This window comes from Blochmannia endosymbiont of Camponotus sp., assembly GCF_023586085.1.
Taxonomy (GTDB): Bacteria; Pseudomonadota; Gammaproteobacteria; order Enterobacterales; family Enterobacteriaceae; genus Blochmanniella.
In genome coordinates this window covers 619,618-632,251 of record NZ_CP097757.1, presented here as the reverse complement: position 1 = coordinate 632,251, position 12,634 = coordinate 619,618, and the positions used below count along the sequence as shown (strand labels likewise).

The window sequence follows — 12,634 nt, the reverse complement described above, 5'->3', positions numbered from 1 at the left end:
AGTGATAATATGTCTAAATTTATAAAATTAATAAAATTTGGTTTTAAAATCTAAACTTTAAAATAATACCATTAATAATTTATATAGTGTAAAAATTAGTACATATTTTTGAGATTAATATAAATGAATTGATGAGTTTATAGTTAAAAGCTATTATTATGACGGTACGTATAGAGAAAGATACACTAGGCACAGTATTAGTATCAAATAATCGGTTATGGGGAGCCCAAACACAACGCGCATTAAAATATTTTAATATTTCTAATGAAAAAATGCCTTGTTCATTGATAAATGCATTAGCACAAATTAAACGTGCAGCGGCACAAGTAAATCGTGATTTGGGGCTATTAGATTGTAAACGAGCTCAAGCGATTATTCAAGCTGCAGATGAAGTACTGTCTGGAATACATAAAGATGAATTCCCGATATCTGTTTGGCAAACCGGATCTGGAACTCAAAGTAATATGAATATGAATGAGGTTTTGGCTAATCGAGCTAATGAATTATTGAGTAATGAACATAAGATAAATAATAAATTTGTTCATCCAAATGATCATGTCAATAAAAGTCAAAGTTCAAACGATGTTTTTCCTAGTGCAATGCATATTGCAGCAGTAGTGAATTTAAATGAGCAGTTAATACCCAAAGTAAAAATATTACAAAAAACTCTGATTGATAAGTCTGTTAAATTTAATGATATTATCAAAATAGGACGTACTCATCTTCAAGATGCTACTCCGTTGACTTTGGGGCAAGAAGTTTCTGCTTGGGTATCTATGTTGAGGAATAGTGTAGATCATATAGAAGTTACTATTCCTTATCTATGTGAGTTGGCATTGGGAGGTACGGCAGTGGGTACAGGTATTAACGCTCATCCGGAATATGCTAAACGTATTGCTGGTGTTTTATCACTTATTACTAAATACAATTTTATTAGCGCACCAAATAAATTTGAATCGTTATCAACATGCGATGCATTAGTGCATAGCCATGGTTCTTTGAAAGGTTTAGCAGTTTCTATGATGAAAATTGCTAATGATGTGCGTTTATTATCTTCTGGTCCTAGATGTGGTATAGGTGAGTTAAGTATTCCTGCAAATGAACCAGGCAGTTCGATTATGCCTGGAAAAGTTAATCCAACTCAATGTGAATCTATGACTATGCTATGTGCTCAAGTTATGGGGAATGATGTTAGTATAAATATTGGTGGGTCATCTGGGCACCTTGAGTTAAATGTATATAGGCCATTAATTATATATAATTTTTTGCAATCAGTGCGCTTGCTATCAGATGGCATAGATAGCTTTCATAGATATTGTGCTATAGGAATTCAACCGAATCATCAACGAATTGCAGAATTGCTTGATAGTTCGCTTATGTTAGTTACTGCATTGAATCCTTATATTGGATATGATAAAGCAGCGGAAATTGCTAAAAAAGCACATGTGGAAGGGTTAAGTTTAAAAGAATCTGCATTGCAGTTAGGTTATGTAAATGAAAAACAATTTGATGCATGGGTTTGTCCTAAAAATATGACTAGTTCTTCTAAAATCTTATAAAACCGTCATTGTGGGTGATAATGATATATAAGATTTAATTGACGGTAAGTTTATGTATTGCTTTATAAAATAATATAAAGGAACGAAGTTCCATTAATGAATCGTATTAAACGTTATCAAATTTTGTGTAAATTGCGAGATAATAATACAGATCCAGTTATAGAATTAATTTATCGATCGGAATTTGAATTGTTAATCGCGGTGTTACTTTCAGCTCAAACAAGCGATGTTCAAGTTAATAAAGTGACAAAGAAGTTGTTTCAAGTAGCTAATACCCCAAAGGGTATGCTACGACTTGGTTTAGATGGAGTAAAAAATTACATTAAATCTATTGGGTTGTTTAACACTAAAGCTAAAAATATTATTGAAACTTGTCATTTGTTAGTAAAAAATTATAATAGCACGTTACCATCAAGTCGCGTTGGATTAGAATCTTTGCCTGGAGTTGGGCGTAAAACTGCTAATGTTGTTTTAAATTTAGTTTTTGGTCGGCCTACAATTGCAGTGGACACACATGTGTTTAGATTTTGCAATCGTAGTTGTTTTGCTTCAGGAAATAATGTTTTGTCTGTAGAAAAGAAATTGTTATCGGTAGTTCCAAAAGAATTTAAAAATAAATGTCATCAGTGGTTAATGTTACATGGCAGGAGGATTTGTCGAGCTAAACGTCCAAATTGCTGTATTTGTATAATTAAAGATTTGTGTGAGTTTAAAGAAAAAATATGATCTACATGTAGAAGATATACATCCATAAAAATCATCGATGGGATGAGGTTATAAACTTTTAATATTTTTAACAAAAATATAAATTTGATTACGCATTAATGTACTATTGTAAGTTGTTTATTCCCACTTGATTAAACAATAGTGTTTTTTTCCGCGCCTTAATAAAGTAAACCGATCATATAATCTATCAGTAGCATGAAAAACATATTCTGTTTTTAATTGTTTTTTTGAGTTTATGGTAATGCTGCTGGACATGATTAATTCTCGTGCTTGCGCTCGAGAAGATACTAAGTTAGATTCTACCAGTGCTTGTTGTAATGTAATCCCTAGTTTAAGTAGCACAGCTGGTACGCCGTCTTGTAATAGTTGTTCGAAATCATCTAAAGTTAGTTTATGTGTTTGTCCTGTGAAAAGATTGTTAGTAATATTTTGAGCAGTTTTCAATCCTTCTTTTCCATGAACTAATTGGGTAAGTTTTTCTGCTAATATAGCTTGAGCTTGTGGTTTTGAATGACTAATACTATCTTCTTGTTTTAATATGTTAATTGTATCTATGTCTATATTGGTAAGGAGCGTAAGAAAATGATATACTTCTTTATCGGAAGAGTTAATCCAATATTGATAAAATTTATAAGGACTAGTTTTTTTTCCGTCTAGCCATATTGTATTTTTTTCTGTTTTTCCAAATTTAATATTATCAGATTTAGTAAGCAAAGGAACAGTAAGTCCGTAGGTAGTACTTTTATACATGCGACGTATTAAGTCGATTCCTGATACAATATTCCCCCATTGATCAGAACCTCCAATTTGTAGTATTGCGTCGTAGTTTTTGTACAAATGAGCAAAATCGTAACTTTGTAATAAATTATAGGAAAATTCAGAATAAGAGATTCCATAATTGTTTTTTTGTAATCTTTTTTTTATAGAGTCTTTGTTAATCATTTTATTTACAGAAAAAAATTTTCCAATATCTCTTAAAAAGGTTAAGAATGAAATAGAAGATAACCAGTTATAATTATTAACTATAAAAGCTTGTGAATGTAGTCCACAAGAACAGTCTACAAATAGAGAAATTTGGCGCTTTATTTTTTCTGACCATTTTTGTACTGTATCAATTAAATTGATATTTCGTTTTGATTTTTTAAAACTTGGATCTCCTATTAATCCAGTACCTCCTCCTATCAGAATTAAAGGGCGATGTCCAGATATCTGAAATTGTCTTAAACATAATAGTGGAATTAAGTGTCCTATATGCAGACTGTCAGATGTTGGATCAAATCCACAATATAAAGTTATTGGTTTTGATTTTAATATTTCAATCAATGATTTTTTGTCTGTTATTTGTGCTATTAAATTACGTTTATATAAATATTGTATTATATTTAAATTTTCATTATTCATATAGATATATTTTAGTAAATTAAATAGGGATTTTATATGTATTTATACATTGAATATTACTGTATTAATCTGGTTTTATTTTAGTATATTATCAAATTTATTGGAATTACAGTAGTTATAATTAAGGAGATAAACGGTAAACATACCATGTATGACTACATCTTTGATATATAAATCGATCATGTAATCTATTTATTCCGCCTTGCCAGAACTCCATACTATTTATATTGATTTTGTATCCACCCCAAAATTCAGGAAATGGTATTTTTTTATCTAAATATTTTTTTTTTAATTCTAAAAATTTATTGTTAAGAACATTTTTAGAGGAGATAATTTTAGATTGATTGGATACCCATGTACTAATTTGGTTATTTTTTGGGCGTGTATAAAATTGTTTTAAAACTTCTTTTTCTGAAAGTTTACAAACGGTTCCGGTTACTATTACTTGTCTATCTATTATGTTCCAAGGGAAGCATAAACTAATTTTTGGGTTATTAGCTAAATGTGTAGCTTTACGGCTATTAAGATTAGTAAAAAATGTCATTTCTTTATTGGTAAATTCTTTTAATAGCACTATACGTTGATAAGGTTGACCAGTGTGATCTACTGTAGCTAAGCACATTGCAGTCGGATCAGGTACTTGGGCAAAATAAGCTTGATTTAGCCATATTGAAAATAATTGGATAGGCTGGTCAGTTAAGTCTGAATGACGTAGTTGTCCGGATGTATATTCTCGTCTGATGTGAGAGATATTAGTATTATCTATTGACATAAAATGTGATTTAGCATTAATTGTTGTAAAATACAATAACATATTTTGTGTTATTGTTTAAAATATATAATAACATTAAAAAAGATAAGAATAATAATTGATAGATTTCAGTACTTATAACATAGACTATTTTCTTGTAAAGACATTATTATTATATCAGTTATAAATAGTAATTGTTATTCATTTATAATGAGATAAGGATTAAGGAAGTATGTTGTTATAAAGTTTATTGATCTTATTAATAAGTATATATTTTAAATTTTATAAATATTCTTAATTTTTATTGTGTAAGTTTATGATATTTTTTTCTAATTTAGAAATAATTTTATTTAGAAAAATTATTTCTTCATGATTAATTCCACTAAAAATTTCGTTTCTAGTAGTAGAAATAACCCGATTTACTTCGATAATAACAGGTTGAGCCTTGTCAGTTAATTTAATTCGTTTAGCTCGTCGATCATTAACACAAGTGTGTCTGATAATTAATGCTTTTTCTTCAAGTTGATCCAGTGTTCTTACTAAAGACGGTTGTTCAATTCCTATGGCTTTTGCTAATTGTATTTGGGATTGTTCCGGAGGTAGTTGACAAATATTGTGTAATGTAATCCAATGTGTTTGTGTAAGTTTTAAAGGTTTTAAACGATGATCAATTAAAGCGCGCCATATTCTTACAAGACGTGCTAAATCTGATCCTAATGGTGATTCCAATTTTTTTTCCTTTTGATTAAGTTTATTTTATTTAGATATACTATTGGTTATAAGTAAGTTAATTATTATTTATATAAATGTATTATTTATAATAATAAGATGTCATATTATACATGATTATGATTATAGGTAAGCAATTATAATATGTTATTATATAGAGTTTAATTCATTAAAGTATAGCATATATTTATAAGAGTAAATAATTTTTTAAAAATTTTATTATATTAATATTGTGTATTTTTAAGTGATAAATATATGAAGCAACCAAAGTTAACAAGAGTGGTGTGCTTTTATGAATAGATTAGTTTTGTTTATAATTTCGTATAGTAATATATACAGTATCTACATATTTATAATATTAATAAATTTATTATAGTCTATTTTATATTTTAATATTTTTGGTATAAGTAATTATAATTACTTGACTGAGTAAAAATATTTTGTTTAATAAATAAGTAATAAATTTTAATAGTAGTGTTGCATTAAATTAAATTAATATTTTAAATTTGAAGGGACATTTATATTTATTAAATTGTTTTTGAAATAAGTAAATTCTGTTGTTGTAATAAACTGATTGTTTGTTACATATTAGTAATAAAACCATCGTAATTTTATATAATAAATGGTGAAGATATATTAAAATCTGTGATAATATTAATTGTTTATTTCATATAGATATAATCTAATAATAAATATGATTTATAAAGATGATCAAAATACTCTTCGAGCGCGGTTTCGCGGGTTTTATCCAGTTGTAATTGATGTGGAAACAGCAGGTCTGAATGCAAATACTGATGCTTTATTAGAAATTGCTGTTGTTACTCTTAAGATGGACGAATATGGTTGGTTGTGTGTTGATGATTCTATTAATTTTCATATTAAATCGTTTCCTGGAGCTGTTATTCAACCAGAATCACTGGCATTTAATAGAATTGACCTAAATAATCCCTTAAGATCTGCAGTGACAGAACAAGAAGCATTACGTGAAATTTTTGAAATGGTACGTCAGGGTATTGAAACTCAAGAATGTAGTCGTGCTATTATTGTGGCGCACAATGCGTCTTTTGATCATAGTTTTTTGATGGCGGCAGTAGAACGCGTAAGCTTTATGAAAAATAATCCATTTCATCCTTTTGTTACATTCGACACTGCTACTTTAAGTGGTTTGGTATTTGGACAAACAGTATTAGCTAAGGCATGTGCTCATGCAGGAGTTTTTTTTGATAAAAAAAAAGCACATTCTGCGTTATATGACACTGAGCGGACTGCGATGTTATTTTGCGAATTGGTAAATAAGTGGAAAAGACTTGGTGGATGGCCATTAACTCCTTATAGCTCTGATTTTTAATTATATTATTGTTTTTAAATTTTTTTTATAGTAAGAAGTAAAGACCTTAGTATTATGTGTATAACGCTATATAATTCAGTATTATTTTGTTAGTAAGTAAATTAATATAATTATAAGTTATTTCTCAATTTGACCTGATCAATTAGAGTTTTTAGTTCTCCTTTTCGATGCATGTTAATTATGATATCTGCGCCTCCTATTAATTTTCCTTCTATCCATAATTGAGGGAAAGTAGGCCAATTGGAAAACGTTGGTAAAGCACATCTAATATCTAAATGGACTAATACATCAACGTAAAGAAAGGATTGGATATAAGTAGATAACACCTGTGCAGCTTTTGAAGAAAAGCCGCATTTAGGATCGTCTGGAGTACCTTTCATATATAATACAATGGTATTTTTTTCTATTTGATTTTTAATTTTTTCTATTGCATTATTCATTTTTATTGTTAGTGAAAAGTTCAAATTATATTTAGTAAATTTATTATGTAATTTTATTTATTTTTTCTATCTTTAACAGCAATTCAGTGCTTATAATTAATTTTTAAATTTAGCTGTATATTTTTATTTATTTTTAACAAAAGTACCGCGTCTCAGATTAGCAGTTGATAATATTCTTTCAACACTGTTTATAACAGATTTTGTAATAATGTCAATTTCAATATTTATTATATTGCCTATTAATTTATTTCCAAGTGTTGTTTTTATTGCGGTATATGGAGTTAAACACACACGTATATAATTATTACATATTTTACTTACCGTAAGACTTACTCCTTCCACGCCAATTGATCCTTGTGGTAGGATATATTTTTGAAAATACTTATTTTTTATTCTAAACCATATTATTTTATTATTTCTTGAAGTTATTATTTTTTTGATTTTTCCAGTACAATCAATATGCCCGGTCATTAAATGTCCGCCAACTTCAGAATGATAACTGAGTGGTCTTTCTATATTAATTAGGTCCCCTACGTTTAGCATGCCCATATTAGTTAGTTTTAATGTCTCATGTATTAGGTTAAAACTGATTAAATTGTGTTTAATCGCAATAACTGTTAAACAACATCCATTATTTGATATAGAACAGCCAATTTTTAAATTTGAAAGCAAATGTGTGGGTAATGTAACTATATATGTTTTAAAATTAGTTGTTACATTAATTGCATGAACAGGAACGATAGCTTGTATAATACCTGAAAACATATTTTTTCAAATACTATCATGTATAATGTCAAGTTGTATTTAATACCTAGTATAACATACGCCTTTTTTTTGTTAAACATATCTTGAAAACATTTAAATAACTGTAATAAAAATGTGTTTTCATGATATAGGATATTTTCAAAACATTTGATATGTGATAATATCGTGTGTGATTAATCTTTGTGAAGAGGGGTTATTTAGTTTTATTTTTAAAGTATATTGGTTAGGTTTTATAGAATAGTTAAATAATTGAAATCAGTGGAATGCAGAGTGACACCGAGGAGTAAGTGTAGTATATAGTTTTATTGTTGTTGCGTGCGTTCTTAGCTCAGATTGGTTAGAGCACTACCTTGACATGGTAGAGGTCGATGGTTCAAGTCCATTAGAACGCATTAGTTGTAATAAAATATACTACAATAAAATGATTATAAGTTGATTTTTACATAAATGATAAAATTATTTAACCCAATGTATTGGTAGTACTGAATATAAAATAAAACTGTGATTTTTATTTATATAAAATACAACACGTTTTCTGTTTTATAGAAAAAGTATAAAAAGTTATTATTATTATTATATAATTATATTTATAACATGGATATTTTTTGATTAAAAATGAAAATAAATAATATCTTAATATAAGATATCTGCGATATAAGTTATATATAATTTAAGTATATTTAATAAAGAGGAATATTAAAGATGAATCGTGATAGATTAATATGTTCTGCAATTATTTTAAGTTCTTTTGTATTAGCTAGTTGCGCAAGTACAACTAAAATAAAAGAATTGTCTTCTGAAGTTCATGATTTAAGTGAAAAAATTGATCAGATCAGTAGTGATATTGATAGTTTACGTCCTGAGGTAGAAAAAAATAAAATAGAGGCAGCACGAGCTAATCAACGTATTGATAACCAAATCACTTCTTATCATAAGTAATTTAAGCAGGAATGTAGAAAGTATATATTTTTATAATTATGAATCATACATAAAATTAAATATGACTTACGGATTGTTATTATCACGATAAGATAAAGAAAGTTAGAACACAACACCATTAATTTCCTATCAAATGCTGATAGTAAATTAATGGTGTTGTGTTCTATAGTGTTATTGACAATTTTTAAAAAGAACAATTAATTATAATTTTATTAATGTATGTAGAATATAAGAATTATAGTTTATATAAAGCATGAGCTTGAGAGTGTATGGAATTTAATATTAAGTATATTCCTTGGGATCGAGATATAGTTAAGTTTTGTTTTAGTTGTAATTGATTTATTAAAAATGGTTTAATATCAACGTTAACAGCTTCTTGTAAACTTAATCCTTGGTATAAACTGAAAATTATGGTGATAATTCCTTTGACAATAGAAGAATCGCTATATCCGTGTAGTATTATTAAATTATTACTGGGAATTATAGAGTTAGTTAAAGCGATCCATGTTTGACTTTGGCATCCAGAAATTAAATATTTTTTTATTCGCATATTTTTTGGAAATTCAGGTAATAACTTTCCTAGATCGATTATATACATATATCTTTCTTCCCAATTGGTACAACTTAGAAAATTTCGTAGTAATTGTGATTTTGTTGGTAAATTTATCATTTTTGTTTTAGTATAATTGTTATTGATTAAGTAAATATTGTACTTTAGTTAATCCGTGCGCTAAGCGATCGATATCTTTTTTACTTGTATACATAGCAAATGATGCGCGGCACATACCTGGTACTTTAAAATAATTCATAGTAGGTATCGCACAATGATGGCCTGTTCGTATGGCAATACCGTATTGATTTAATAACATTCCAATATCGTATGAATGGTGTGTATCTATATTAAAGGAAATAACGCTACTTCTCATATTTCTTGGGCCGTATAGTGTTAAACCTGGAATGTTTTGTAGTACATTTGTAGCATAATGTGTTAGTTGGTCTTCATACGTATAAATTTTGTCAGTACCTATTGTTTTGATATATGCTATTGCATTATCTAATCCTACTATACCACCAACGTTAGGAGAACCTGATTCAAATTTCCAAGGAGACTCTATAAACGTTGTATCTTGAATTAAACTTACATTTTGAACTATCCCCCCTCCTACTATCCATGGAGGCATTTTTTGAAGTAGTTCTTTTTTGCCATACATGACACCAATACCGGAAGGTCCATATATTTTATGCCCAGAAAATACATAAAAATCACAATTTAATTTCTGTACATCTACTGGTTGGTGCGCAATTCCTTGTGCACCATCTATTAGTATTAAAGCATCGCTTTTTTCCCTCACTATATTACTTATTTCTATTAACGGATTAATAGTTCCTAAAACATTAGACATATGTGATATTGATAAGAGTTGAGTACGATGATCAATCAGCTTTGATAAGCTGGATATATCTAATGTACCGTTGGGAGTTAATGGTATATAACGCAGTATTATTTTTTTGTTTTTTGCTAATATTTGCCATGGAACGATATTGGAATGATGTTCCATTTCACTCAAAATAATATTATCTCCGTAATTTGTAAAATTATGACCCCAACTATTGGCAATTAAGTTAATAGCTTCAGTAGTATTTTTAACAAAAACAATTTCTTCTCTAGATGCATTAATAAAATTAGCTATATGTAAGCGTGCTATTTCCATTTGATCAGTTGATTCAGTACTTAACGTGTGAGTGCCTCGATGTGCGGCAGCATATTCATTGCGATAATAATGAGCTTGCGCGTTTATAACAATATTGGGTTTTTGAGCAGCTGCGGCGCTATCAAGATAAATAAGAGGATGTTGATTTATAATACGATTTAATATAGGAAAATCTGATCTAATTTTTTCTATAGGATACATTGTCATGTTGTGATCCTTGATAAAGCTTTGTTAATTCTTTCCAAAACGGTATCTCGCACTATAGGATTTTCAATGGATCCTATAATTTCGACAGAAAAAGCGTAAATAAGCATTTTTAATGCATCTTTTTTTGGAATACCTCGTGTGCTCAGATAAAATAGATGTTCAGCATTAATTTGTCCTATTGTTGATCCATGACTGCATTTTACATCATCAGAGTAAATTTCAAGTTTAGGAGTGCTGCTAATGTTTGCATCTTGGTGCAATAGTAAGTTATTGTTCGTCATTTTTCCGTCAGTTTTCATAGAATTTGGATTTACTTTTATTAATCCATTAAATACGCCAGTACTACAATCACATGCAATTATTTTATGTATTTGTCTGCTTATAGCGTATTCTTGATTGTTATGTTCTAAATAAGTTCGTATATCTCCGATATCTTTTTTTGATAGTAAAATTAAACTATTTAGTGACAAAGATGCTCCCGAGTAATTGATCTGAGCGCTAGTTTGATGACATGTAAGTTTAGGGCCAAGAATAACAAAGATACTACTGTCTACATTTGAATACTGTCCTACGTTAATATCATTATGTGCTATATGGTAACTTTCATTATTTTCAAATACTAATTTAATATGACGTAATTTAGCGTTATTTTCTATTTTCATAGACATACGTGCACCACTAAAGTGTGCATTTTTATTTATATTCATAAAATGTTCTATAACACAGGTATTGGAGTGGCAACCGATTTCAAGATAATGATAATAATGCGATGTAATTAATTTATTTTTTTCATTAGATCCTTCATTTATATATAGCAAATATAGTGGTTTTTTTGTTATTTTTTGTGCAGGTAAAGTTATATGTATTGTTGCATCGCTGAGGCATTCAGTTAAATATAAGAACATTTCCGGTTGAATTGGATTAGGTATTTCATAATAATTGGGATTACGATTGATTTTAATTATCCATGGATCAATATTTTTATCACTTAATTCTGGCGAGAATTTACCGTTGATAAATGTTAGACAATAGGAATCTATAGAAAGTCCTAGTTTTTTATATTGAAATTCGTTAAATTCAATATTTCTTGAGAAATCAAAATTGTGGGTTAAAAATTCTTCAAGAGAAGTATATTTCCAATTATCATTTTTTAGGTCTGGCAATCCGAGTGTTTCAATGTGTTTCCAACGCTTATGTATCAGGCTTGAATTACTACTATTTTTTTGTTTAAATAATTGGTACCATTCGTTTAATACTCGATTTTTATTATCAAGATAACCAGCCATAGCCTTTTTCCTCGAGTTTTTTGACTAAATCGACATGACCAGATCTTATAATATGGCCCTTGTGTAGTACATGAACATAATCTGGTTTAATGTATTCTAAAATTCTTTGGTAATGCGTGATGATGATGAATGAACGTTTCTTATTACTTAACATATTAAGACCGTTGTAAACAATTTTTACCGCATCTATATCTAAACCAGAATCTGTTTCATCAAGAATACATAGTAATGGTTCTAGCATTATCATTTGCAGGATATCATTGCGTTTTTTTTCACCTCCAGAAAATCCGACGTTTACTGATCTAGTCAAAAGATCAGAGGGCATTTCTAATAATCTCATATTTTTTTGAACGAGTTGGATAAAATCAAATCGATCAATAAGAGATTGATTCCTGTATTTCCGTATGGCATTAACAGCACTGTGTAAAAATAATTGGTTACTGATTCCTGGAATATCTACTGGGTGTTGAAATGCTACAAAAATTCCTTCACCGGCACGTTCTTCTGGTTTTAGAAGCAACAAATTTTTATTTTTAAATAAAATTTCCCCATCAGTAACAATATAATCTTGTTGACCAGATAGTGTAGCAGATAATGTGCTTTTCCCAGATCCATTAGGACCCATAATAATGTGTATTTCACCTGGATTAATTTCTAGATTTAGTCCTTTTAAAATAGATATATCTTGTACACTGACATTCAAATTTTTTATTGATAACATTGTGATTCTCCTTTTTGAATGACTATATTTTACGATACTTAAAATACAAA

At 28.6% G+C, this 12,634-nt stretch carries 13 protein-coding genes and 1 tRNA gene; 5 read left to right on the top strand and 9 right to left on the bottom strand.

The window, feature by feature from the left end; genetic code table 11:
- The first annotated feature begins 155 nt into the window (after positions 1-155).
- Together fumC and nth are read left to right on the top strand one after the other, a co-directional pair.
- Positions 156-1,559 (top strand): class II fumarate hydratase, encoded by a 1,404-nt coding sequence (gene fumC / locus M9400_RS02685; protein ID WP_250232710.1) that lies wholly within the window; start codon positions 156-158, stop codon positions 1,557-1,559.
- Between the two features lie 96 nt (positions 1,560-1,655).
- Positions 1,656-2,285: an endonuclease III gene (nth, locus tag M9400_RS02680; RefSeq protein ID WP_250232312.1), complete on the top strand. Its 630-nt coding sequence runs from the start codon at positions 1,656-1,658 to the stop codon at positions 2,283-2,285.
- A 117-nt stretch (positions 2,286-2,402) separates the two neighbouring features.
- Here the strand turns inward: nth and tyrS are convergent, their stop codons facing one another.
- The 3 genes from tyrS to slyA form a co-directional block, all read right to left on the bottom strand.
- Positions 2,403-3,686 (bottom strand): tyrosine--tRNA ligase, encoded by a 1,284-nt coding sequence (tyrS, locus tag M9400_RS02675; RefSeq protein ID WP_250232311.1) that lies wholly within the window; start codon positions 3,684-3,686, stop codon positions 2,403-2,405.
- Between the two features lie 121 nt (positions 3,687-3,807).
- Positions 3,808-4,458, bottom strand: a complete 651-nt coding sequence (gene pdxH / locus M9400_RS02670) for a pyridoxamine 5'-phosphate oxidase (protein WP_250232310.1) — start codon at positions 4,456-4,458, stop codon at positions 3,808-3,810.
- 273 nt (positions 4,459-4,731) lie between these two features.
- A complete protein-coding gene (gene slyA, locus M9400_RS02665) occupies positions 4,732-5,166 on the bottom strand; it encodes a transcriptional regulator SlyA (protein ID WP_250232309.1) in 435 nt (144 codons plus the stop codon).
- Between the two features lie 694 nt (positions 5,167-5,860).
- Between slyA and rnt the strand changes: the two genes are divergently transcribed.
- Positions 5,861-6,514 (top strand): ribonuclease T, encoded by a 654-nt coding sequence (gene rnt / locus M9400_RS02660; RefSeq protein ID WP_250232308.1) that lies wholly within the window; start codon positions 5,861-5,863, stop codon positions 6,512-6,514.
- 110 nt (positions 6,515-6,624) lie between these two features.
- On the opposite strand, the gene grxD is transcribed toward rnt, so the two are convergent.
- Together grxD and M9400_RS02650 are read right to left on the bottom strand one after the other, a co-directional pair.
- Positions 6,625-6,954, bottom strand: a complete 330-nt coding sequence (gene grxD / locus M9400_RS02655; protein WP_250232307.1) for a Grx4 family monothiol glutaredoxin — start codon at positions 6,952-6,954, stop codon at positions 6,625-6,627.
- Positions 6,955-7,077: 123 nt separating this feature from the next.
- On the bottom strand, positions 7,078-7,719 hold the full coding sequence (locus tag M9400_RS02650; protein ID WP_250232306.1) for a riboflavin synthase subunit alpha: 642 nt from the start codon (positions 7,717-7,719) through the stop codon (positions 7,078-7,080).
- A gap of 317 nt (positions 7,720-8,036) precedes the next feature.
- On the opposite strand from M9400_RS02650, the gene M9400_RS02645 reads away from it, so the two are divergent.
- Both M9400_RS02645 and M9400_RS02640 read left to right on the top strand, forming a co-directional pair.
- Positions 8,037-8,111, top strand: a tRNA-Val gene (locus M9400_RS02645).
- A gap of 310 nt (positions 8,112-8,421) precedes the next feature.
- On the top strand, positions 8,422-8,658 hold the full coding sequence (locus M9400_RS02640) for an LPP leucine zipper domain-containing protein (RefSeq protein WP_250232305.1): 237 nt from the start codon (positions 8,422-8,424) through the stop codon (positions 8,656-8,658).
- A gap of 235 nt (positions 8,659-8,893) precedes the next feature.
- Here M9400_RS02640 and M9400_RS02635 read toward each other — a convergent pair whose 3' ends face one another.
- The 4 genes from M9400_RS02635 to sufC all read right to left on the bottom strand — a co-directional run bounded on the left by M9400_RS02635 (position 8,894) and on the right by sufC (position 12,584).
- A complete protein-coding gene (locus M9400_RS02635; RefSeq protein ID WP_250232304.1) occupies positions 8,894-9,256 on the bottom strand; it encodes a SufE family protein in 363 nt (120 codons plus the stop codon).
- Positions 9,257-9,347: 91 nt separating this feature from the next.
- A complete protein-coding gene (locus M9400_RS02630; RefSeq protein ID WP_250232303.1) occupies positions 9,348-10,577 on the bottom strand; it encodes a cysteine desulfurase in 1,230 nt (409 codons plus the stop codon).
- Positions 10,574-11,863 carry a Fe-S cluster assembly protein SufD gene (sufD, locus tag M9400_RS02625; RefSeq protein ID WP_250232302.1) on the bottom strand — a complete coding sequence of 430 codons (1,290 nt, stop codon included), beginning with the start codon at positions 11,861-11,863 and terminating at the stop codon, positions 10,574-10,576. The genes M9400_RS02630 and sufD overlap by 4 nt, the downstream gene beginning before the upstream one ends.
- Positions 11,847-12,584 (bottom strand): Fe-S cluster assembly ATPase SufC, encoded by a 738-nt coding sequence (gene sufC, locus M9400_RS02620; protein ID WP_250232301.1) that lies wholly within the window; start codon positions 12,582-12,584, stop codon positions 11,847-11,849. The genes sufD and sufC overlap by 17 nt, the downstream gene beginning before the upstream one ends.
- Positions 12,585-12,634 lie beyond the last annotated feature (50 nt).

Bases quoted from the DNA above. Each gene is read 5' to 3' on its own strand.
- nth (WP_250232312.1), top strand. From the start codon at position 1,656: ATGAATCGTATTAAACGTTATCAAATTTTGTGTAAATTGCGAGATAAT.
- tyrS (WP_250232311.1), bottom strand. From the start codon at position 3,686: ATGAATAATGAAAATTTAAATATAATACAATATTTATATAAACGTAAT.
- pdxH (WP_250232310.1), bottom strand. From the start codon at position 4,458: ATGTCAATAGATAATACTAATATCTCTCACATCAGACGAGAATATACA.
- rnt (WP_250232308.1), top strand. From the start codon at position 5,861: ATGATTTATAAAGATGATCAAAATACTCTTCGAGCGCGGTTTCGCGGG.
- grxD (WP_250232307.1), bottom strand. From the start codon at position 6,954: ATGAATAATGCAATAGAAAAAATTAAAAATCAAATAGAAAAAAATACC.
- M9400_RS02650 (WP_250232306.1), bottom strand. From the start codon at position 7,719: ATGTTTTCAGGTATTATACAAGCTATCGTTCCTGTTCATGCAATTAAT.
- M9400_RS02640 (WP_250232305.1), top strand. From the start codon at position 8,422: ATGAATCGTGATAGATTAATATGTTCTGCAATTATTTTAAGTTCTTTT.
- M9400_RS02635 (WP_250232304.1), bottom strand. From the start codon at position 9,256: ATGTATATAATCGATCTAGGAAAGTTATTACCTGAATTTCCAAAAAAT.
- M9400_RS02630 (WP_250232303.1), bottom strand. From the start codon at position 10,577: ATGACAATGTATCCTATAGAAAAAATTAGATCAGATTTTCCTATATTA.
- sufD (WP_250232302.1), bottom strand. From the start codon at position 11,863: ATGGCTGGTTATCTTGATAATAAAAATCGAGTATTAAACGAATGGTAC.
- sufC (WP_250232301.1), bottom strand. From the start codon at position 12,584: ATGTTATCAATAAAAAATTTGAATGTCAGTGTACAAGATATATCTATT.